This is a genomic window from Bradyrhizobium sp. CB82 (assembly GCF_029714405.1).
GTDB lineage: Bacteria > Pseudomonadota > Alphaproteobacteria > Rhizobiales > Xanthobacteraceae > Bradyrhizobium.
Map to the genome: position 1 here is coordinate 4,294,105 of NZ_CP121650.1, position 20,239 is coordinate 4,314,343.

At 61.2% G+C, this 20,239-nt stretch carries 22 protein-coding genes and 1 pseudogene; 8 read left to right on the forward strand and 15 right to left on the reverse strand.

Translation table 11 applies throughout. From position 1 onward, the window contains the following. Positions 1-176 precede the first annotated feature (176 nt). The 6 genes and pseudogenes from QA640_RS20630 to QA640_RS20655 form a co-directional block, all read right to left on the reverse strand. Entirely contained in the window at positions 177-1,208 is a 1,032-nt protein-coding gene (locus QA640_RS20630) for a 3'-5' exonuclease (RefSeq protein WP_283042421.1), read from the reverse strand. A gap of 151 nt (positions 1,209-1,359) precedes the next feature. Continuing rightward, positions 1,360-1,561 (reverse strand): annotated as a pseudogene (locus QA640_RS20635) (beta-hydroxydecanoyl-ACP dehydratase); the annotation flags it as partial. Positions 1,562-1,633: 72 nt separating this feature from the next. After that, positions 1,634-1,819: a hypothetical protein gene (locus tag QA640_RS20640; RefSeq protein WP_283042422.1), complete on the reverse strand. Its 186-nt coding sequence runs from the start codon at positions 1,817-1,819 to the stop codon at positions 1,634-1,636. Positions 1,820-2,157: 338 nt separating this feature from the next. Beyond that, the gene (locus QA640_RS20645; RefSeq protein WP_283042423.1) at positions 2,158-2,835 is read right to left on the reverse strand and encodes an SAM-dependent chlorinase/fluorinase; all 678 of its coding nucleotides are present in this window, start codon (positions 2,833-2,835) and stop codon (positions 2,158-2,160) included. Positions 2,836-3,028: 193 nt separating this feature from the next. Beyond that, positions 3,029-4,156 carry a CapA family protein gene (locus tag QA640_RS20650; RefSeq protein ID WP_283042424.1) on the reverse strand — a complete coding sequence of 376 codons (1,128 nt, stop codon included), beginning with the start codon at positions 4,154-4,156 and terminating at the stop codon, positions 3,029-3,031. A 9-nt stretch (positions 4,157-4,165) separates the two neighbouring features. Further along, a complete protein-coding gene (locus QA640_RS20655; protein WP_283042425.1) occupies positions 4,166-4,624 on the reverse strand; it encodes a YbhB/YbcL family Raf kinase inhibitor-like protein in 459 nt (152 codons plus the stop codon). A gap of 631 nt (positions 4,625-5,255) precedes the next feature. Between QA640_RS20655 and QA640_RS20660 the strand changes: the two genes are divergently transcribed. From QA640_RS20660 to QA640_RS20670, 3 genes are all read left to right on the forward strand, one after another. Further along, positions 5,256-5,936, forward strand: coding sequence for a protein-L-isoaspartate(D-aspartate) O-methyltransferase (locus tag QA640_RS20660; RefSeq protein ID WP_283042426.1), 681 nt, complete (start codon positions 5,256-5,258; stop codon positions 5,934-5,936). Between the two features lie 432 nt (positions 5,937-6,368). Continuing rightward, positions 6,369-6,611, forward strand: a complete 243-nt coding sequence (locus tag QA640_RS20665) for a hypothetical protein (RefSeq protein ID WP_283042427.1) — start codon at positions 6,369-6,371, stop codon at positions 6,609-6,611. After that, entirely contained in the window at positions 6,586-6,957 is a 372-nt protein-coding gene (locus QA640_RS20670; RefSeq protein WP_283042428.1) for a hypothetical protein, read from the forward strand. The genes QA640_RS20665 and QA640_RS20670 overlap by 26 nt, the downstream gene beginning before the upstream one ends. Positions 6,958-6,969: 12 nt before the next feature. Here the strand turns inward: QA640_RS20670 and QA640_RS20675 are convergent, their stop codons facing one another. Then, positions 6,970-7,812, reverse strand: coding sequence for a DUF1194 domain-containing protein (locus QA640_RS20675; RefSeq protein WP_283042430.1), 843 nt, complete (start codon positions 7,810-7,812; stop codon positions 6,970-6,972). Between the two features lie 493 nt (positions 7,813-8,305). Between QA640_RS20675 and rpiB the strand changes: the two genes are divergently transcribed. Continuing rightward, positions 8,306-8,755 (forward strand): ribose 5-phosphate isomerase B, encoded by a 450-nt coding sequence (gene rpiB, locus QA640_RS20680; RefSeq protein ID WP_283042431.1) that lies wholly within the window; start codon positions 8,306-8,308, stop codon positions 8,753-8,755. A gap of 54 nt (positions 8,756-8,809) precedes the next feature. Here rpiB and QA640_RS20685 read toward each other — a convergent pair whose 3' ends face one another. After that, positions 8,810-9,733, reverse strand: a complete 924-nt coding sequence (locus QA640_RS20685) for a LysR family transcriptional regulator (protein WP_283042432.1) — start codon at positions 9,731-9,733, stop codon at positions 8,810-8,812. Between the two features lie 208 nt (positions 9,734-9,941). On the opposite strand from QA640_RS20685, the gene QA640_RS20690 reads away from it, so the two are divergent. The 3 genes from QA640_RS20690 (at position 9,942) to QA640_RS20700 (ending at position 13,218) form a co-directional block, all read left to right on the forward strand. Further along, complete coding sequence (locus QA640_RS20690) at positions 9,942-11,309, forward strand: MFS transporter (RefSeq protein WP_283042433.1); 1,368 nt, start codon at positions 9,942-9,944, stop codon at positions 11,307-11,309. 174 nt (positions 11,310-11,483) lie between these two features. Further along, entirely contained in the window at positions 11,484-12,008 is a 525-nt protein-coding gene (locus QA640_RS20695; protein WP_283042434.1) for a 4-vinyl reductase, read from the forward strand. Positions 12,009-12,225: 217 nt separating this feature from the next. Beyond that, entirely contained in the window at positions 12,226-13,218 is a 993-nt protein-coding gene (locus QA640_RS20700; RefSeq protein WP_283042435.1) for a dipeptidase, read from the forward strand. A 124-nt stretch (positions 13,219-13,342) separates the two neighbouring features. Here QA640_RS20700 and QA640_RS20705 read toward each other — a convergent pair whose 3' ends face one another. The 7 genes from QA640_RS20705 to QA640_RS20735 all read right to left on the reverse strand — a co-directional run bounded on the left by QA640_RS20705 (position 13,343) and on the right by QA640_RS20735 (position 19,311). After that, on the reverse strand, positions 13,343-13,840 hold the full coding sequence (locus tag QA640_RS20705; RefSeq protein ID WP_283042844.1) for a peptide deformylase: 498 nt from the start codon (positions 13,838-13,840) through the stop codon (positions 13,343-13,345). Positions 13,841-13,919: 79 nt separating this feature from the next. Beyond that, positions 13,920-14,837 (reverse strand): MurR/RpiR family transcriptional regulator, encoded by a 918-nt coding sequence (locus QA640_RS20710; RefSeq protein WP_283042436.1) that lies wholly within the window; start codon positions 14,835-14,837, stop codon positions 13,920-13,922. A gap of 14 nt (positions 14,838-14,851) precedes the next feature. Continuing rightward, a complete protein-coding gene (locus tag QA640_RS20715; RefSeq protein WP_283042437.1) occupies positions 14,852-15,910 on the reverse strand; it encodes a C45 family peptidase in 1,059 nt (352 codons plus the stop codon). Continuing rightward, positions 15,900-16,628 carry a glutamine ABC transporter ATP-binding protein GlnQ gene (gene glnQ, locus QA640_RS20720; RefSeq protein ID WP_283042438.1) on the reverse strand — a complete coding sequence of 243 codons (729 nt, stop codon included), beginning with the start codon at positions 16,626-16,628 and terminating at the stop codon, positions 15,900-15,902. Before glnQ ends, QA640_RS20715 begins: the two co-directional genes overlap by 11 nt. Continuing rightward, positions 16,625-17,281 carry a glutamine ABC transporter permease GlnP gene (gene glnP, locus QA640_RS20725; RefSeq protein WP_283042439.1) on the reverse strand — a complete coding sequence of 219 codons (657 nt, stop codon included), beginning with the start codon at positions 17,279-17,281 and terminating at the stop codon, positions 16,625-16,627. Before glnP ends, glnQ begins: the two co-directional genes overlap by 4 nt. Positions 17,282-17,340: 59 nt before the next feature. Continuing rightward, positions 17,341-18,093 carry a glutamine ABC transporter substrate-binding protein GlnH gene (glnH, locus tag QA640_RS20730; RefSeq protein ID WP_283042440.1) on the reverse strand — a complete coding sequence of 251 codons (753 nt, stop codon included), beginning with the start codon at positions 18,091-18,093 and terminating at the stop codon, positions 17,341-17,343. A 243-nt stretch (positions 18,094-18,336) separates the two neighbouring features. After that, positions 18,337-19,311, reverse strand: a complete 975-nt coding sequence (locus tag QA640_RS20735; protein WP_283042441.1) for a LysR family transcriptional regulator — start codon at positions 19,309-19,311, stop codon at positions 18,337-18,339. 86 nt (positions 19,312-19,397) lie between these two features. Between QA640_RS20735 and QA640_RS20740 the strand changes: the two genes are divergently transcribed. Next, entirely contained in the window at positions 19,398-20,228 is an 831-nt protein-coding gene (locus tag QA640_RS20740; RefSeq protein ID WP_283042442.1) for a class I SAM-dependent methyltransferase, read from the forward strand. Positions 20,229-20,239: the final 11 nt, after the last annotated feature.

Here is a 20,239-nt window from a genome sequence, read left to right on the forward strand (position 1 = left end):
GCCATTGATCTCTAATGATCGGATTTTGGCTCAGTTGGAAAAAATCTCTTGAATTTGCGAGATAGTCGCGCGTTCGCCCGGCGGAAATTTGGTCCTGCGCCGATGCATTCATCGGGTAAAGCCAGAGGAGGCCGCGTCGCAAGTCTGCATGTCATGGCCTTGGGGAGGAGCCTACCCTAGGCCGCCTCTGCACCCTGCGCCACTTCCTCGTGGCGTTTCCGGTTGATCAGGTTCAGCAGGTGAACGGAAGCGCGCGCGTCGCAGAGCGCCAGATGATGATTGTCCAGCTCTATCCCGTAGACCTCGCACAGTTTCCCGAGCCCGTAGGATTTATGACCGGGATAGCGCCGCCGCATTCCCGCGCAGGTACAGAGCTTGGGAAACCGGAAGCGGCGCTCTAGCCGTTCGTACTCATACGCGATGAATCCATAGTCGAAGTTGACGTTATGGGCGACGAAGACGCCGTCACCCATGAATTCCATGAAGCTCTCTGCCACCTCAGCGAACACAGGCGCGTCCCGCAGAAGGAGTTCGGTGTAGAGTCCCGTGCGCCGTCCCCCGAACTTGCGAGCATAGAAGTCCGTGGCAAACAGGTGCTCGCGATCGCTCGCGGGATCATCGATCATGCGCTGCAGCAGTTCCTCGGCTTCGACCCGTTCGCCCTCGCTGTAGAGCAGGCGCACCAGGCGTTCGTTGCAGTCGGGCGAAGAGCCAGCACGATAGAGCTGACGGGCGAGGGCACTCTCGTCACTCTTCTCGAAATACAGGCCCGTCTGATGTGCCGCACGGCTGCGGATATCAGCGGCGTAGTCCGTCCCGCAAGCGGGGCCTCCAAGGACGTCGATGGCAGCCTGGCGACAGACAGCTTCAGATTTGACATCGAGACGATCGAGGATCTGACTGTAGTAGAAAGATGCCACTGCCTCATCGCCGTCAGTGAAACGTGCGTTGAAAGACGTTTCCTGATTGGTACGGAGAATGCCGAGATCGCGCAGCGCAAAGTTCTTGAGGTCGACCTCGGTCTTGCTGAAGTAGAGGTAGAGAAGGAACTCGATGGGGCGCGTTCCGTCGAGCGAGATGAATTTGTGTCCGCCGCAGTGCTGCGCAGCGACGGAAAAGGGAATTTGAGCGAGATAGTAATCGACGAATCTGGGCTTCGACCACGATTTGCGGACGTCGCCGCGTCCGGCCGCTTGCGCTCCTGTCACAAGGACCTCCCTGGGAAGGCAGGCTACGAACGCCGGGTAGTCGGATTCCACGAGCGCACGAGCGCGGCCGGCAATGGCGTTCCGACCAGAAGGAAAGCCTGGGTGCGCGGTGACGAGGCAGCCTCCCACAGCGTCAGTTGGTAGGTACAGTGATGTCCAACTCGCCGGTGATATGGCCATTTCCGAATTCGCCGCCGTCCCATGCTGATCTCCGTGATGCGGTCCATCATCAGCATGGGCGGTGCCGGCAGCTGCGCATTGCCTGGGCCGAAATAGCTCCCTTCGCTCGATTTGAGCAGATCTTCCTTTGTGTAGGACGATTGCGGAGCGTGACAATCGTGTGGGTTGGGCAAGACAACAAGGCCTTTGGAGATGGGACGCGGTGGCGCAGTTGAACGTCAGGCGAGGCGATCTTGGTGCGGTCGCTAGGCCGTCGGTGCTTCTTGCTGAGGGCTGCTGGCGTTCGGGAGTGTTCGCGTTCGGCCTTCCGGCAGCATCATCGTCTGCGTCGCCAGCAGCCACGGCATCCACATCAACTGCGCGGCTTTGAGCCACAGCGCGAGCGGGTCGGCTGCCTCGAACGAGCGCCCGACTGCTTCGAAGGACGGCATGGCGCGTATGTTTATTGAAATCTGCTCCCAATCGCCGCCTGGCGATTGTCGGTGAATGACGTCGATGTCGAGTCCGGGCAGACGAGCGCTTGCTTTAGTGGCATCGATCTCGTTCTCTCGACTATATGTCCGTTCGGGCATCGGTCTATCGTCTCCGCACTTGATATTTGCTTGCGTAGTGCTTGCGCAGAATCTTGCGGGTTTGCTGTGCCAGGCGCCTGTTACCGCTCGCCGGCGGCTTGCCGCGGCGCGCTTGCTGCTTCAGCCGATCAAGGCCAGTGCGCTGTCTCGTTACCTTGCCCATCACAGTTCGAACCTGTGATCGAACCTCGCTTTATTCAAGAGACGATCTCGACCGAAATGCCGATCGAAAGACCGAGCTCGCGGTCCGCGCGCCCCTGATTGACGGCGATTTCGGCAAGCCCGTTCGAATTCTCATACCAGAAGGCAGAACCGGGCGGCAGATCGCTGAAAGTCCTGGCGCGCTGCAACACCCGACCGGCCACGGCGAGCCTGGCGTCGGATGGCAACACAGCCGCCCTCACGCCGGTCATGGCATTGCCGAAATGATCGACGTACGCGATCTCGCAGAGGTCGTCCGGCCAATCCGCGCGGCGATGGGCGTCATCCTGGCAGGGCCGGCCGGGGGGCGGCTCCCCGCGTGCCAGCATGGCCGCGACCGGTGCAAAGAGGTCGCGCCCGTGAAAACTGGCCGAAAGGCTTGCAGGCTTCCAGTCGATGTGCCAGCTGTGCGCCTCGCTGGCGCGGCGCTGGACCAGTTCGAACAAGCCGTTGCCCGGGCCGACATACCAGCGGCCGTCGGCCTCGAGAATGACGGGCGGGCGCGCCCCGCCGACGCCGGGATCGACGACACCAAGAAACACGGTCCCCACCGGAAACCATGCGGCATAGACCGCCAACAGGTAGGCGGATGCCTTGGGGTTGCCAACCGGCGCATCGGCGAACAGGTCGACAACGGGTGTCCCCGGCACCATCTGGTGCAGCACGGCCTTCATTTGGCCCGTGTACGGGCCGTGAAACCCAAAGTCCGTGAACAACACGATCAAGGCGCCCACTTGCCTCCGTTGTGGCCCGCGCAGGCATGCTCCTGCGCCCCGACGGTAGTTTGGCGCCGACCGGATCAGCAAACAACCCGGCCGTTGTGGCGGCGCCCCCTGGCCGAGCTGCCATTGCCGCGGAAATTTGGTGCTAGGCAGCCTCGCCGACATTCGGCCAAGACAGTGCAAGCCTACCCTCTGGGGCAATTCCGACGCGCGTTCCAAATGGCCGGCTTTCCCGATCCAGCGTTTGTTGCAGCCATTTGATGTCCTCGCCCGCGATCCGCTTGAGCTGGAATCGCGTGATCTGCAGCGGCACCAGCTCGAGCGCAACAAGATCGGAACTCAAGGGATCGATGTCGGCGAAGTACATCAACGACAAGTCTGGCCGGAACTGCTCGTAGCCGCCGATGCCTTCATAGTCATTCAGGAAGTCACCGCAGCCATACAGGATGAGCCTGTTGTGGTGCACCTCAATGGCTTTGGCGTGATGTGAAGAGTGGCCGTGAACGATGGCAACGCGGGCCCTGTCGATCAGCCGATGGGCGAACCGCCTTTGCTCTTCCGGAATGCCGTACCCCCAGTTCGGCCCCCAATGGATGGAAATCACGACGATATCGTCCGGCCGTCCGAATTGAATCACCCGATCCGCGATCGCAGCGCTGGTTGCCTCAGACATGTCCCGCAGCAGGTTTACTCCGGCCGTATCTTCCGTTGCGGCCCAATCGCGAGGGGTGCCGCTTCCAGCCGCGGCAAACGAAAATACGAGGATGCGCGGCTCGTCTGCGATGTCCAGAATGGCCGGTGCCATCGCCTGAGCGGCATCACGGCCTGCCCCTGCCGTCCTGATCTGAAAACGCTCAAGGGTCGCGAGCGTGTCGAGCAGTCCGGCGTGCCCCCAATCCAGCACGTGGTTGTTGCCGAGCACACAGCAGTCCACGCCGGCGGCGGCCAGGCAGCCGGTATTCTCCGGGCTCATTCGGTAGTTGATTCCCTTGGGGACATAGGCGTCGCTGCGCGTGATGCTGGTTTCGAGGTTGACGATGCGGGCATCCGGCCGCGCGCGGTCGAATTCGTCCAGAGCCGCGCCCCAGATGTAGGGGAAGTCGACGGGTGCAGGAATTGGTCCGTTCGCCTGCTCCGCCAGCCGGACATAGTCGGTCGCCGACGTCACGTACCGCTCGTGGAGGCGGGGGGCGCAGGGATAGGGAAGCACCTGGTCAAGGCCCCGCCCCGTCATCACGTCGCCGCATAGAAAGATCTTCATGGCCTGGATCAACTGGCGCCACTATCGGTGATACACGCCGGTCAGGGTTGCCTCGGCAAGCAGATGCCTGCGGGCCTCGCGCTCGACATCGCGGCATGACGGATCCTTGCGCAGCGGGAGGTGGGCGGTTGAGAGTGCAAGCAGCCGGAAGTGGTAGTGGTGAGGGCCATGACCGCGAGGCGGGCAGGGACCGCCATAACCCGGTCGGCGAAAGTCGTTGACTGCCTGCTTGAAGCCTTGCGTGTCGGCATGTTGGGCAGCGCCTTCCGCAAGCCCCGCACGATCGGTCGCAATGTCAAAGGCCGCCCAATGATGCCAGGTGCCCACCGGCGCGTCGGGATCATCACAAAGCAGAGCCAGGCTTTGGGCCTCAGTCGGTATGCCGGACCAGTCGAGGGGTGGGGAAAGATCCTCGCCATCGCAAGTGAAGCGTTGCGGGATCGCCGCGCCGTCCCCAAAGGCACTTGAGCTCAGTCGCATGGATCGCCTCCATCACGCCGTCCGGTGGAATCAGAATTCCTCAGCGCTGATGCCGGCTCTGGCTCGGGATTCTTGCCACCACCTCCGGCCGAGTTTTCTCGAGGCAGGCCAGAGCCTCAGGCCCGTCGACCGCGCACTCGAACCGCACTCATTCGTCCTAGATCTCTTGACACGTGGACCACTTCGTCCCCAACAGCAGCACAAAAGCGGACATGTGGCTAGGTCAGAGAGAAATGAAAATGCTGACAGCGCGAGGAAAGGAGCAGCGACGGCGCGGTCGCTGCCCGCTCCGCCACGAAGACTTCGGCATTTCCCAGTTCAAGGGCAGCTGGCAAAATTGTACAATCTCTCCCGTCCGTTTGATGGCGTCTCGTTGTCCTCAATGGGCATGCGCTGTCTTTAGGCGTGATGTCTTCAGCGCATGATGGGCGACGGAGTTTCACTTGAGGAACCTCGTCCGCGCCGCCTGCGGGAGCGGTCATGGCAAGTGGGCAGTTGTTGCAATAGCTGCACCAGGTGTACGTGGGTGCACGGCCGATTTCGCTCATGCACATTGCCGATGTGATCCGCGGCAAGTGGCCGGAACATCAGGAGACAAACTTTGCGATCGTGTTGCTTGTGAGAGTTGCCAATGCGAGCAGAAGACCTTGAAGCCCTGCGCGAAGAAATGCTCGCGGTCATCACCGCCGGCGCGATTGTGCTGCGTGACACAATTGGCAAGAATGCCTTTGACGAACGGGTCATGACGGCTATGGGCAAGGTGCCGCGGCATGAGTTTGTGCCACTCGAACTTCAGCCCTATGCGTATGAAAATATTCCGCTTCCAATCGGCTTCGGAAAGACGATCTCGCAGCCATTTATCGTCGCCTTGATGACCGATTTGCTCGACATCAAGCCCGACGACAGTGTTCTCGAAATCGGCACCGGTCTTGGCTATCAAGCCGCTGTCATCGCGCAGCTCGCCCGCAAGGTATATTCCGTTGAAATCATCGAAGAGCTTGGTCAAGCGGCGAAACAACGACTCCGACAGCAGCGCTGCAGCAATGTCGAACTCAAGAGTGCCAATGGTTACTATGGTTGGTCAGAGCACGCCCCCTTTGACAAGGTGATCGTGACGGCCGCTCCCGATCTCATTCCTCCTCCGCTGATCTACCAATTGAAAGCAGGTGGGAAAATGGTGATACCGGCCGGTCTGCCCAATGTGCAACGGCTCATTCTGGTCGAGAAACGTGCCAACGGCAGAATAACCACGAAAGAGATTCTGACTGTCCGGTTCTCTCAACTCGAGGGAGCGGGATCCGGCTTACAATAAGCCCGGTGGCGCATCCAAGCAGACGATTACGGAGCCACGCCGTACTTCGCATTAGAGCCAAAGAGCGACGTCACGGCTTTGCAAAGGTCACCACGGCAGCGCGCCGCGCTCGTTCCGGCAACCGCTACCAGGCGCAGATGGGGCACGTTGGGACAGTGCGATTGTCGGATAACATCGCTTGCGCCACCAGAAGTCTGAGCCTTGAATTCAACGAAGACGCGCCACTACCGTAAGTAGTTTTTCCGAAGTGTGACTGTTCTCTCGCAGGATGAAGCGATGGTGAGACTCGCCTGGCGTGAGGCGAGTGTGATGGGCTTGGTGCGTAGCTGAGCAGGAGAGCATGCGTCCACCTAACTGATCGGGAGTGGCCAACGCGCAACCTCATGCGCGCACCGACCAGCACTGTCGATGGCCCAAAGAGGGAGGAGAACAATGAGCGCCTGGCTTAGTGAGACAGAGCAGCGTCTCGTCGCGGGCGCGGAAGCGGCATCGGCGGCAACGCCGATTCCCACTCAGATTGTTTCCAACGGCGAGTATCTGCCACCCCCGCAGAGCGCTACGCAAAAGAAGGTCGAGGCACGGATCAACGAGCTCGCCGATCAAGCACCTCGGCCTGAGCCGCAGGCAGTTCCTGCACACGAGCTGCGGCATGGCGGCGGCAATTCCTCGCCATGAACGACATCTACGGCAATGTTTTCCAGGTCGCGCCTGTGGAGGCTCGGGAGCCCGAATTGATGCTGGCGCGCGCAAGGCCTCGCCGGCCAGTTCATCTTTGACGTTCAGACCCATTTCGTGCGCGACCGACTTCGACCACAAGGAGCTCCTTGGGCTGGCGGACTTTGCGAGCCAGCACTGGAACCCGAAGATGAAGGAGGAGGGCATCTCCTCGCTCGCCCGCTACGCGCGAGAATTCGTCGGTGTGGGCCACGAACGGACGTTAGCACCTCCAATGCCCCGGCGCGTGGGCGGCGACGATGATAAACTGCTGTCTAAAGTTTGTTCGTCCGGCGGCTCTGAATGATTGTCTCGACACTCACCGCCGGGCGCGCTCCTGCGATTTTTTTTCGCCGATCAGACAGGGCACCCGGGGCTCTTTCTCGGCGGTTGGGACGATCCCGCTCTCCGGCGTGAGGCCCGCAACTTCGCGAACAAGCTTGGTCCGGATCGCTTCCTGGAATTTTTCGCGATCCTTGATCGTCATGATGAAGGCGCCCGGCCCTCCGATCACGCAGTCCTCGTAATAGAGATCGAGATTCTCGATATCGGTCGTCGAGAGGGATGGCTCCTTCACCATGATCGGGAGGCCGTTGATGATGATGCCTTTCTCCAGGGCAGCGTCACGCGCGCCGGTTACGGGGGCTCCGTCGTTGTTCGGCCCATCGCCGGAAATATCGATGACGCGCCGCAACCCGCGATAGGGGTTCTCTTCGAACAGCTGCACCGCGAAATTGATCGCGCCGGAAATCGAGGTACTCGAACCTCGACGAACCGACGTTTTCATGATCTCGGCAGCCACGGCATCCGCCGATTCCGGGCTGTCGATCACGCGCCAGGGAATGATGATTTTCTCGTCGCCCGACATCGACCACTCGAAATAGGTCACGGCCACCTTGCTGCCCGGAACGGCCCTCAGCGCCTGCAGGAAGTCTTTGGAGACGATGGCCTGTGCATAGCCCTCGCGCTGAATGGCAAGTTCGTCCATATCCATCGAATAGGAGACGTCGACGGCGATAACGAGCTCGACATTGACGGGCTGTACACTGTGGTTGGTGTCGGCGAATCGAGAGTTCGGGGTCGGCGCGGCAATGCCAGCAACGTCACCTCCGACTATCGCCCCCGCAACAAGCAGCGCCCCGACCGAGACACACCAGCGCATGGCGGCCCTCCCGTCCTTTCACGAGCATGGTGACACCCAAAACGCGCCCCGAAAAGCGGAAACATGCAATTTGTCGCTCACGTTCGCAGCGATCGAGGCTTGCTCTGGACGACGGGTAGAAGCTGAAGCGCCGCTCTTCCGCAAGGAAGCCATATCTCATTTCTCCTAGAGACCGCTTACGATTGACGGTATCGGACGGAGAGGGGAGGCCGACATTAGCCGTCGCTCCTAAGCACACGCGCTCATTCTCTATCGATTCACTTCGATAGTTGGCGAAACAGCCTTCTCTCACAGCCACGCAAATTTTACTGTGAATTCAAGACCGGAAAGTGTGGGCGGATATACCGTCGGAACTTATCCGTCAGCCTTGACGGTTTGTGGCTGCAAATCAACGACGAAACGTCGTCCTAAATGATTGAGTGGGAGTGGGGGGTGAGTTGATCCAACTCGACCAAGCCGCCAAATTGCTTCGCGAAACGGGGACGACTTCTCCATGGCAGCGAGCAACCGCATCGTCCTCTCCAGCGACCACGCTGCCATTCAGCTCCGACAGGCCATTGCCGCTCATGTCGCGGCACATGGCTGGGCAGTGGTCGACATCGGACCGATGACGCCGGAGAGCACACACTATCCTAAGCACGGCGAAGCGGCGGCGCGGCTCGTCGCCTCCGGCGATTGCCGGTTTGGCATCATCCTATGCGGCACCGCCCAGGGCATCATGATGGCGGCGAACAAGGTCAAGGGCATCCGCTGCGGCGTCTGCGCCGATACATTCTCGGCCCGCATGATCCGCCGGCACAACGATGCCAATATGCTGTCGATTGGCGCGCGCGTGGTGGGTGAAGGGCTGGCGCTCGATATCGTGGATGCGTTCCTGACCGCCCAGTTCGAGGGCGGCCGGCATGCGACGCGGGTCGAGATGATCGGGGCGCTCGAGGGGTAGCGCCGTAACCATCGCGACTTAAAACGCTTCCGGCCATATTGCGCCGGGCATCGGCTACTTCGAACCTGCATTCGAGACTTCGCTCGGAAGACCATTCTCGATGACGGATCGTTCAAGAAACCGCACGAACGTATCCAGCACCGCTGAGCGATTGCCGCGGCTCCAAACCGCCGAAATTGGCAGCCGTGTGGAAAGGTCGCTGAGCTTGCGCACGGCAACGCCGTGCCTGGGAAGGTTGCCTATGCAACTCGAATAGATGGCGACGCCGGCACCCGCGATCACCAGGCCGAAGATGCCATCGCTGTTTGTCGCTTCCAGGGAGATATCGGGAAAGTATCCTTTCGCCCTGCATTCCGCGAAGACCTGATTGCGAAAAACGACCCAGCTGTCGCCCGTGCCGAAAACGAATTTCTGATCCTTCAGCTCTGATAGCGCCAAACTCTCCTTGCTCGCGAGCGGGTGGCCCGACGGCAGGACGACGACATACTCGTTCTCGTCGAAGGTCAGGCTTTTCGTGGCCTGATGCTGAAATTCCCCATACAGAAATCCGATATCGATTGTCTGCTGGAGGATCGCGACATGCTGGTGGATTGTCGGCATGAAAACGAGATCGAGGGAGATGTCTGGGTGCGCCAGGTTGAAGTCGCGCAGAAACTCCGGGAGGCGGCCGTTGATGGCGAAATCCGTGTAGGCGACGCGCAACTCTCCTTGCAGCCCTCGCGCGGCCTTCCGTGCCCGTGCGACAGCTTGTTCGATCTGCGTGGGAATACCCGATATTTCGGTGAGGAATGCCTTGCCCGCTTCCGTCAACTCGACCCGGCGCGTTGAGCGGGTAAGCAACGGAGTGCCGACTTCGGCCTCGATTTGCTGAATGGTTTTGGTCAACGCGGGTTGGGCGATGCGCAGTGAATCGGCGGCTCTGCCGAAGTGCAGTTCTTTGCCAATGGCCGCGAAGGCCCGCAGATGTCTCAGTTCCAACGCTATCGCACCGCCAATTGATATCTGAATGGCATCAATAAGCGCGAAATTGATATTTTACAAGCTCGTCTGACATTCACACTCTGGTGCTCGCTGCCCAGGTTGCTGGCGCCTCGAGAGATGAACGAGATCCGAGAGAGGTGCGGCCCAAGGCACGCCGAAACAAAACTTGCTGGATTTAGGGACCTTACAAACCATCAAGAGGGGAATGACAGTCGTGCTGACTTATCAAGACAATCGAGTTCCAGCGAGCACGCTCCGCAAGGTCGTCAGCGCCGCTGCCATCGGTAACTTCGTTGAGTGGTTCGATTTCGCCGTATACGGCTTCCTTGCAACCGTTATCGCCAGCCAGTTTTTTCCGAGCTCGGACGTAAGCCTGGGGCTGTTGAAGACATTCGGCGTGTTCGCGGTCGCCTTTGGTATGCGTCCGCTCGGGGGCGTATTCTTCGGAATTCTTGGCGACAAGCTCGGGCGAAAGAGCATTCTTTCGTTGACCATCCTGCTTATGGCCGGCGCCACCACATTTATCGGGCTCCTGCCGTCCCACGCCGCCATTGGCGTCATGGCGCCGGTGCTCTTGACTGTTCTGCGCTGTGTCCAAGGCTTTTCGGCCGGTGGGGAATATGCCGGTTCCGTAGCCTACGTCATGGAGCATGCGCCGCGCGACCAACGGGGCTGGTATGGCAGCTTCGTTCCAGTTTCAACCTTCACGGCCTTCGCAAGCGCTGCGCTGCTGGTGTTCGTCCTTGAAAGCAGCCTGACGGCCGAAGCCATGTCCGGTTGGGGCTGGCGCGTACCATTCCTTGTGGCTGCGCCTCTCGGCCTGATCGGGCTCTACCTGCGGTGGCGACTGGAAGAAACACCCGCGTTCCAAGCCATGTCGTCGGAGAAGAAATCGGAAGGTCACTCCAAGCTTGCCGATACGCTGCGTGATCAGGGATCATCCATTCTTCGCCTTGGCGCATTCATCTCCCTGACCGCGCTCTCATTCTATACGTTCACGACCTACTTCGCGACCTATCTTCAAGTTGTCGGGAATCTCACGCGACCGCAGGCCCTTCTGGTGTCGACGGTTGCACTTCTTTTTGCCGCTGCTTGTTGCCCCGCTGCCGGAGCGTTCACGGACCGAGTGGGGCGGCGCAAAACCGTAGCAGCCATTGGCGGATGGGTGGTGCTTACCGTCCTTCCTGCTTTCTGGCTCGCCACCTCGGGTTCACTCCCACTTGCAATCTTAGGAGTGCTCCTTCTGGCCGTAGGCGCTCTCGCCAGCGGCGTCGTAACGGCGGCTCTGTTGTCGGAAACCTTTCCGACACGCACGCGGTACACCGCCTCTGCCCTGACCTACAACGTTTCCTATACGATCTTCGGCGGCACGGCTCCCTTGATGGCCACCTGGCTGATCGGGACGACCGGCAACAATCTGGCGCCTGCTTTCTATCTCATGGCAATCGCAGTGCTCGCTTTGATCGGTGGATTGGCCCTGCCCGAGACCTACCGCATCTCCTTGATGCAGGACGACGGCAGGCGTGATGGCGATACAAGTTTGCGCATCGCCACCAGGAACTCTGCGGCCTAGGCGCCGAGTCTCGATATTTCGCAGAAATGGACAGTGACGATTTGATTGAAGTTTCGCTTCGCTTGGCGGGTGCTTTCGAAATCCATGATTGGCGACTTGCCGAGCGGTCGCCGATTTCAGAGGGCTGCGGCCAAGCGACATACGCGCTCTTGCCTCAATGATTGGGAGATCATCTTGCGGCCAACGATCGATATCGACGTCAACGAGGAAACTGGCGTTTGGGAAACCGACGGACTTCCGATGCTTTACGTTCCCCGGCACTTCATGGCGAACGTCCACAACGCCGTTGAAAGCGAACTGGGCCTTGCCGCGTACAAAAGGGTGCTGGATGCTGCCGGATCCAAGTCAGCATATTACTGGTGCAAAAGGCAGGACGAGATTGGTCAATTCGACGGGGCTCAAGTCTTCGAGCGCTACTTCCAACGATTGACGGCACGAGGCTGGGGGCAGTTCAGGATCGAGACTCTCGACGCTCGGGCTGGATCGGCAATCGTCACCCTGAAGAACTCGATCTATGTTCTGCAAAATGACGGCAAAGCGGATCATCCTGTTTGCTATATGTTCGAAGGTTTCCTGAGCGGGAGCTTTCGGTATGTCGCGGAACGCCAAGGACATTCGGTAGGCGCGATAGAATGTCGCGAAGTGCAGTGCGAGGCCATGGGCTTCGATAATTGCAGGTTCGAGCTCGGAGCAAAATAAAGCAACTCCAGCAAAAGTGCGAAGCGGTTTCGCACCTGGATCTGCGCCGCAAGCAAGAAATAAAAGCAAATCTGGCGAGCCGGATTTCGCCCAACAGAGCAAACATCTTCACTTTGGCGTCCCGCATGCCGGGAACGCGACCATTCACCCGGAGCGGGCAAGACACCCGTCAAAGCCGACCGACGGCTATCCGCAAATCAACTGAAGCGAGGAACCCATGGAGCAATCCGCGAAAACGATTCACGAAAGATCCATTGTCATCGACGGATTGATCATTTCAAATTGGGGAGAGGATGTTTTCAAGGCAATGCATGCGGCGGGTTTGACCGCGGCGAACTGTACGTGCAGCGTCTGGGAAGATTTCCAAGGTACTGTCGATAATCTGGTGAGGTGGAACGGCTGGTTTCGCGACTTCTCAGGCTACATCCTCAAGGCGGAAAGCGTCGCCGACATCCGCCGCGCGAAGGACCAAGGCAAGACCGCCATCATATTGGGAATGCAGAATACGTCTGCGTTCGAAGACCAGATCGGCTATGTGGAAGTTCTGCGGACGCTTGGTGTCCGGATCGCCCAAATGACCTACAACACGCAGAACTGGGTCGGCAGCGGGTGCTATGAATCCACCGATGGCGGGCTTTCCGATTTCGGGCGAGATGTCGTCGCCGAGATGAATCGGGTCGGCATGCTCTGCGATCTCAGCCATGTCGGTCCCAAAACATCCCGCGATGTTATCGACGCATCCAGCCGGCCGGTCGCCTATTCGCACTGCCTTCCCGCTGCGCTGAAGAGCCACCCTCGGAACAAGTCTGATGAAGAATTGCGTTACATCGTGGACAAGGGCGGCTTCGTGGGGGTTACAATGTTCCCACCCTTCCTCGAAAAAGGCATCAATTCGAACGTGGACGATTACATCTCTGCTATCGATTACGTCATCAATCTCGTCGGAGAGGGATCTGTCGGCATTGGCACGGATTTCACCGAAGGATATGGGACCGACTTCTTCAATTGGATCACCCATGACAAGGGCTTTGGGCGACAGCTGACCAAGTTCGGGGAGATCGTAAACCCCGAAGGTATCCGTGAGATTCGTGATTTTCCCAATCTGGCGGTGGCAATGGAGCGGGCGGGCTGGAATGCGAAGAAGATCGAAAACGTCCTTGGGTTGAACTGGTTGGCGCTGCTTGAAACTGTTTGGTCCTCCAGGATGTGAGTGTCCGACCAAACGGTTCGGCTTCGTTCTGGCGCGTGACTCCACGCCCAGGTCACGTTGCGTTGCGCGCCGTCGACGAAGGTGTTGAAGCCGGCGACAACGGTAGCGCCCTCGGGAGGACCTTTCACCCCCGCGACATCTTTTCAAACCGCTTGATCAACCTTTCCCTCTTCAGTCGCGACAACCGCTGGATCCAGAACATCCCGTCGAGCTGATCGATCTCGTGCTGGTGGCAGACGGCGCGCAAGCCGTCCGACTCCTCGGTCTGCATGTTGCCGTCCACATCCCGATAGCTGATCCGGACGCGGGCATGGCGCGTGACCTCGTCGTTGACGCCGGGCATCGAGACGCTGCCTTCGCGATGCAGGATCATCTCGGGTGAAGCCCACGTGATCTCCGGATTGACGTAGGTCCGCGCGCCGTCCTTGGCGTCGAGTTCGAGCACCACGACGCGCACGGGGATGCCGATATGCGGCGCTGTGATCCCGATGCCGGGGGCGGCGCGCATCGTCTCGAGCAGATCCCTTGCAAGCTCTTGCAACGCGTCGTCGAACACGGTCACGGGCCGTGCCGGGATCGCGAGCCGGCGGTCGGGATAGCGGACGATCGGGCGGATGGTCATGATCTGGTGTTCGACGGTGACGGAGTCCAAAGCAGCGTAGCGCAGGTGGCGTTGCTGCCATGAGCAGACCGCCGGGCGGTCAGCCAACCTCTATGTTCATCTCCGCAATCAGCCGCTCGCGACCCGCCAGGGAGTTTAGCGCCTTGTCTCCCAGTTCCCTCGCGACAAGGTTGAGCAGCGCTTCACAGAAGACGACATAGGCGCCCATGCTGTTCGAATAGAAGCTGCTAGCGTGGGGGATGAAGAAAGCGTGCTCTGCGGGAGGAACGAGCGGTGACGACCGGGAATCCGTAATCGCGACAACCGTCTGGCCGTTCGAAGCCGCGACCCGGGCCACCTCCGCGACGCTGCGCGTATAGGGCGCGCAGCTGGCGACGATGACGACGTCGCCCCGCTCGAGCTGTGACAATGCCTCGGCGACGCCAAGGCGCGGCGCATCCAGAAGCGCGACGTCCGAGCGCACCATTCCCAGGCAATAAGTGAGGAAGCTCGCCAGCGAGTGGAATTGGCGAACACCATGGACACGAACACGGCGGGCGTTTGCCAGGAGCCTTGTAGCCCCTTGCAGAGCGGCTCCGTCCAGCTGTCCGAGGAATCCGTCGACATTCGCTGCCGTTTCCCGCGCCAGCTGCACGAACGTCTCGACTTCGGCATTGCCGACGGACGGTGCGGCCATGAGCCGACCGGCCTGGCGGCTATAGAAATATTGCTGGTCGTCAGCGATGGCCTTGCGGAAGACCGCCTGGAAATCGCTGAAGCCCTCGAAGCCGAGTCGTTTCGCCAGTCTGGTCAGCGTCGACGGATTGATGCCGAACTGATCGGCAAGCTCCGAGATCGAGCGAACCGCCGACTGTTCCGGCGCTTCCACCAGCTTTGCGAATACATCATGGGCTTTGGCGCCGAGCGAAAATCCTGCCTCGTCGCGGCCGATCGAGAGCGCGAGTGCCCTGAGATCCTCGATGGTGCGCGGCGGCTCCGCGACGGCTTGCCCTGGCATCGGCCTGATCCTGTTCACGCCGCGAAGGGCACCAGCCCATCCCGCATATCGAAGCGAGCTGCTTCGTGCGATCGATCGTAGACAGACCACTCGACCTTGTCAGCCCCGACCCGGAAGACGGCGCTCGCGAGCGTGTTCTCGACGTCGCTATCGGCCGGGTCCGTGCGGTAGATCGGCAGTTCCGCGTCGGCTGCGTCCCACAGGATGCCGAGCGCGCGTCCCTGCGGTTCGGATTGGAGCGTTTGGCCGACCAACTCCTCGCCGCGCCGTTGTCGCACGCCGGACGAACCGGTGACGATCTGCGACATGCGCCCGGTGTCGGCATGGATCAGATGGTTCGAATGGACACGCGGCGCCTGGACCCGATCGACCGAGAGTGCCCGGGCGGTGAACTCGACGCTGAGAAGCCGCTCGTCCCCGGCTTGCGCCAATGTCAGGTGGAATGCGCCGGCGCGCGGGGCGGATTTGAGCACGGTGAGAGCCGCGTCGAGGTCCGGTGCGTCGAGGATCGCGCGGGCGAGCACCATGCGCGGCGTGCCGGCGCCGCCGGCCAGCGGCCTGATGTTGTTGACGGTCTGGACCATTCCCTTCGATGTCGCCGCAAATGTGTGTCCCGGCAGCGAGCCTGGGTACACAAAGGCTGTGAACGGTGTGCCTCCTTCGGATGCAACATGGGCAAGGGCGCAGTGGCCGGCAAAGTCGGGGGCGCCATCCTCGTTGTGGCCGATCACATGCGCGGAGCCGGGTAATTGCACGGTCGTGCAGCCATCCGGCGCCATCGCCCAGATATCGCCGCGACAGTTCCACAGGAAAACGTCGTCGAATGGCATGGCGAGCCCGACGGCGAGGCCCTGCAGCTCGGCCCAGTATCTTGGAAACCGTTCCCGGACGATGTCCGCCATCACGCCGATCAAGGGATCGCTGCGGCGTGTGTTGAGTTCGCGCCACGCAGCGGAGGTACGGAAATGGTCCTGCAGGGCCGCTCGGCCGAAGCGCCCAAGCGCAGCTCCGACATCAAACGGCGAACCTGCGACATCGACGAAGGAAAGCCGGCGGCCGTCGTCATACGACATGTTGCAGAAACTCTTTCAAGCGAGGGTTTTGCGGATTTGCCAGCAGCTCCCGCGGCTCGCCGTCGACTGCGATCTTGCCACCTTCCATGAAAATCAGCCTGGTGCCGACCTTGCGGGCGAAGGCCATCTCGTGGGTGACCACGATCATGGTCATGCCTTCCTCGGCCAGCGCCTGCATGACGCGCAGCACTTCATGCCTCAGTTCTGGATCGAGTGCGGACGTGGGCTCGTCGAACAGCATCAGCTTCGGCTTGACGGCAAGCGCGCGTGCGATCGCGACGCGTTGCTGCTGGCCGCCGGAGAGCTCGCTCGGATAGTGGTGAGCGCGGCCGGCGAGGCCGACCTTGGCGAGCATTTCCAGCGCCTGCTTTCGCGCATCCTGATGCGACTCGCCGCGCACGCGGCGCGGGCCGAAGGCGACGTTCTCGAGCGCCGTCATTTGCGGAAACAGATTGAACTGCTGGAAGACCATGCCGGCTTCCTGGCGGATCATGCGGACCATGCGGCCGCCGGCCTTGACGCTGATGCCATCGACGACGAGATCACCGCCATTGATCTCCTCCAGCGCGTTGATGCAGCGGAGCAGCGTCGACTTGCCGGAACCGGAGGGGCCGATCAGCACGACCTTCTCGCCAGGCTCTATCGAAAGGTCGACCTGGTCGAGGATCGTGACCTGGCCGAACCGCTTGGTGACCTTCTTGAACTCCACGATGCTCACAGGATGCGCATCCTCTTTTCGGTCATCCTGAGGATAAGCGTGAGCGCGCCGGTCATGATCAGGTAGAACATCGCCACGGCGGACCAGATTTCGACGGCGCGAAAGTTGGCCGCCATGATTTCCTGGCCTTGCCGCGTGAGTTCGCCGACACCGATGACGATGAAGAGCGACGTATCCTTCAGGCTGACGATGAACTGGTTGCCCAGCGCCGGAATCATGCGGCGGAAGGCGAGCGGGCCGATGATGTAGAGAAGCACCTTCCAAAGTGGTAGGCCGAGCGCCAGACCGGCTTCCCGCAATCCGCGATGGACGGAGAGAAACGAGCCGCGCACGATCTCGGCGATATAGGCTCCGGCGTTGACGATGATGGCCATGATCGCCGCTGCGAGCGGGTAGATGCGGACATTCGCGAGGATCGGCAACGCGAAATAGATGAACATCACCTGCACGATGATCGGCGTGCCGCGAATGAGCTCGACATAGGCGAAGGCAATGCCGTTGAGGACGGCGTTGCCGTAGGCGCGTGCCAGGCCGGCGGCGAAGCCGATCAGCAGTCCGCCGGCGAGCCCGGCCAGCGCGATCAGCACGGTGAGGCGGGCGCCCTTCAAGAGCTCAGGCAGGGCCTGCCAGATAACCGACCACTCGAAATCCATGAGAGCTTTCCTTCAGGGAAGGCGCGCCGGCCAGGCCGGCGCGCGCCACGGAACGTGGATCAGCTCTTCGGCGGCTCGGCGCCGAACCACTTCTTGTAGATGGCGGTGTAGGTGCCGTCGCCCTTCAGCTTGACCAGCGAGGCGTTGACCTTGGCGATGAGCTCGCTGCCCTTCGGGAAGGCCATGCCATATTGCTGGGCCATCATCTGCGGGCCGACGGACTTCACTTTCCCCTGGCCGTTGGTCTTGATGTAGTAGAGGACGTTGGGGGTGTCGTGCATTGCGGCGTCCGCGCGTCCGGTCGCGACTTCGAGATAGGCGTTGTCGCTGTTGGGGAAGAGGCGGAGCTCCGTCCCCTTGAAGTGCTCCTTGGCGTAGTCGGTTGCCGACGTGCCGGTCTTCACGGCGAGCGTCTTGCCGCCAAGGTCTTCCGGCCCCTTGATCGTGCTGTTGGTTGGCACCATCAGAAGGAATCCGCTGTCGTAATAGCCGTCCGAAAAGTCGATGACCTTCTTGCGCTCGTCCTTGATGGTAATGCCGGCCAGCCCGACGTCGACCTGCTTGGTCTGGAGCGCCGGGATGATGCCGTTGAAGTCCATCGGCTGCAGCGTGTACGTCACGCCGATATCCTTGGCGATGGCGGCCCACAGGTCGATGTCGAAGCCGACATACTTGTCGCCCTCCTTGAACTCGAACGGAACAAAGGCGGTGTCTGTTGCGACGATCAGGTCGGCGGCACGAGCAGGTTGGCCGAGGGTGAGGGTTGCGGCGACGGCCGCGGCGGCGGTCAGGCTTGCGAGCGCGAATTTCATTTCAGGGTTCCCCTTTTGCTGGGAGTGCCACGGAGCGCTGACAGCATCGCACAAATCTTGAAAATTAAAAGTGCATTTTGTTGTGCAATGCATTGTAAATTTGCGCATTCCGGCGGCACCCAGCCCCCGCAGGGGTCTTCGCCGCATCGGCGACGGCCAGTCCGCAGGCTTGAATGGCCTGCCCCGTCCCGGCGACGAGAGCACCCGGCTCCTTTGCATGGGGTTGTTTTCGAGTTTTTGGTGTCAGCGGCTGTTTGCACGGTTGCGCTTGCGCGATCCCCGGCCGTTCGTTGCGCTTCGCGCTGGATCTGCGCTGCGGTATTTGACGTGCTCGATGAAGGCGCGCAGTTTTGGCAGGACCTGACGTTGTCCCGGATAGTACAGAAAGACGCCCGGTCCGGTGACGGCGAAGGGCGTGAGCACCGCCTGCAATCGGCCGTCGGCGATCGGCGCTCTGGCGAGCGGGGCGGGCACCTGTGCAAGTCCGAGACCTCTAATCGCCGCACCGAGCAGCGTGGCATAGTCGTGCGCGATCAGTGGCCCTGAGACGATGGCCTCGACTGACTTGTTGCCGTCGACGAAAGGCCAGGGCGCGATCGACCCGTTCGCGCGACGCAGGCGCAGGCATGCGTGCTGCCGAAGATCGTCGATGCGCTGTGGCCGCTTCCGCCCGCGCATATAGTCGGGGCTGCCGACGACCATGAACGGGAACGGTTGCGTCAGCCGCACGGCGATCATATCCGGCGCAATCAGCTGGCCAAGTCGAATGCCGGCATCGAAGCCGCCGGCGGCAAGATCGACCATCTCCTCGCTTGCGGCGATCTCCACCTCGATCTCGGGATAGGCCTGGCAGAAGGCGGCGATCACCGGCTCGAGGATCAGCGGAACGACCGAGCGGGGAACGGCGAGGCGCAACAACCCGGCCGGTCGCTGTCCGAGATCACGCGCGGCCTCGCTGGCCGCGACGAGCTCCTCGAAGGCGGGTTTTGCGCGCGACAGGAATCGTTCGCCGGCTTCGGTCAGTCCGACACTTCGCGTTGTGCGGGCGAACAGCGCGGCTCCAATGCGCGCCTCGAGCGTACGCACGGCCTGGCTGATTGCCGACGGGGTCACCCCGAGCTCGGCGGCCGCGCGACGAAAATTGCGGTGCTGGGCAACGGCGAGGAATGCCTCCACACCGTCGAGCGCGCTCTGTCTGACTGTGAAGTTCTGCTTCATAGCCCGTTGACACTATCGCGGATAGTCGTTCGCCGGAAGCGGTCGTATGTCTGCGGAGAGATCGGATAGCTCAAAGGAGTCTGGCAGTGACCAATATCCTTGACGGCGTACGCGACCACTATCGCGCGACCGGCCTGACGGAGCGTTTGAAGACGGCGCTCTCGGTGCTGGGGCCGGAAGAACGGCGGCTCGACCCCCAACAACTGGCGGCCCTCGATCAGTTCCACACCCGCGGGTTCGCGGCGACGGCCGAACTCGCCAAGCTGGCTGAAATCGCCGCTGACATGTCGGTTCTCGATGTCGGCTCGGGCGTCGGCGGGCCCGCGCGCTTTCTCGCGGCGACGTATGGCTGCCGGGTGATCGGCGTCGATCTCAGCGAGCCGTTCGTCGATGCCGCGCGCTATCTGACCGAGCGCACGGGGCTGACCGGGCAGGTGTCGTTCGAGACCGCGAGCGTGGTGGAGCTTCCGTTTGACGATGGCCGTTTCGAGGTGGCGTTGCTCCAGCATGTGGCTATGAACATTCCGGACCGGGCAGGGCTCTATCGCGAGATCCGGCGCGTGCTGAAGACGGGCGGCAGGTTTGCGACTTTCGACGTCGTGTCGCACAGCGGCGAGCCGCACTATCCGGTTCCGTGGGCGCGGACACCGGCGACGAGTTTTCTGCTCTCAGCCGCCGCGACGCGCGAGGCCATCGAAGCGGCCGGTTTCCGCACGCTCGTCTGGCAAGACGATACCGAAGCCGCCAAGGCCTGGGTCGCACAGCTGCGCGCATCAGGCCCGCCGCCATCGCTCAATCTCGGCGTGGTGATGGGGCCGGCCTTCGCCGAGCTTTCCGCGAACCTCGGGCGAAATCTTTTGGAAGGCCGGCTCGGCGTCCTGACTGCGGTGTTCGAGGCCGCGCCTATCAGCGTGTGAAAGGAATCCAG

What these genes read in the sequence shown, in the direction of transcription:
- QA640_RS20700 (WP_283042435.1), top strand. Translation starts at nt 12,226, where the DNA reads ATGGAGCAATCCGCGAAAACGATTCACGAAAGATCCATTGTCATCGAC.
- QA640_RS20690 (WP_283042433.1), top strand. Translation starts at nt 9,942, where the DNA reads ATGACAGTCGTGCTGACTTATCAAGACAATCGAGTTCCAGCGAGCACG.
- QA640_RS20645 (WP_283042423.1), bottom strand. Translation starts at nt 2,835, where the DNA reads ATGAAGGCCGTGCTGCACCAGATGGTGCCGGGGACACCCGTTGTCGAC.
- QA640_RS20640 (WP_283042422.1), bottom strand. Translation starts at nt 1,819, where the DNA reads ATGCCGTCCTTCGAAGCAGTCGGGCGCTCGTTCGAGGCAGCCGACCCG.
- glnH (WP_283042440.1), bottom strand. Translation starts at nt 18,093, where the DNA reads ATGAAATTCGCGCTCGCAAGCCTGACCGCCGCCGCGGCCGTCGCCGCA.
- QA640_RS20710 (WP_283042436.1), bottom strand. Translation starts at nt 14,837, where the DNA reads ATGCCAGGGCAAGCCGTCGCGGAGCCGCCGCGCACCATCGAGGATCTC.
- QA640_RS20675 (WP_283042430.1), bottom strand. Translation starts at nt 7,812, where the DNA reads ATGCGCTGGTGTGTCTCGGTCGGGGCGCTGCTTGTTGCGGGGGCGATA.
- QA640_RS20655 (WP_283042425.1), bottom strand. Translation starts at nt 4,624, where the DNA reads ATGCGACTGAGCTCAAGTGCCTTTGGGGACGGCGCGGCGATCCCGCAA.
- QA640_RS20715 (WP_283042437.1), bottom strand. Translation starts at nt 15,910, where the DNA reads ATGTCGTATGACGACGGCCGCCGGCTTTCCTTCGTCGATGTCGCAGGT.
- QA640_RS20670 (WP_283042428.1), top strand. Translation starts at nt 6,586, where the DNA reads ATGGCGGCGGCAATTCCTCGCCATGAACGACATCTACGGCAATGTTTT.
- rpiB (WP_283042431.1), top strand. Translation starts at nt 8,306, where the DNA reads ATGGCAGCGAGCAACCGCATCGTCCTCTCCAGCGACCACGCTGCCATT.
- QA640_RS20665 (WP_283042427.1), top strand. Translation starts at nt 6,369, where the DNA reads ATGAGCGCCTGGCTTAGTGAGACAGAGCAGCGTCTCGTCGCGGGCGCG.
- glnP (WP_283042439.1), bottom strand. Translation starts at nt 17,281, where the DNA reads ATGGATTTCGAGTGGTCGGTTATCTGGCAGGCCCTGCCTGAGCTCTTG.
- QA640_RS20660 (WP_283042426.1), top strand. Translation starts at nt 5,256, where the DNA reads ATGCGAGCAGAAGACCTTGAAGCCCTGCGCGAAGAAATGCTCGCGGTC.
- QA640_RS20735 (WP_283042441.1), bottom strand. Translation starts at nt 19,311, where the DNA reads ATGAAGCAGAACTTCACAGTCAGACAGAGCGCGCTCGACGGTGTGGAG.
- QA640_RS20705 (WP_283042844.1), bottom strand. Translation starts at nt 13,840, where the DNA reads ATGACCATCCGCCCGATCGTCCGCTATCCCGACCGCCGGCTCGCGATC.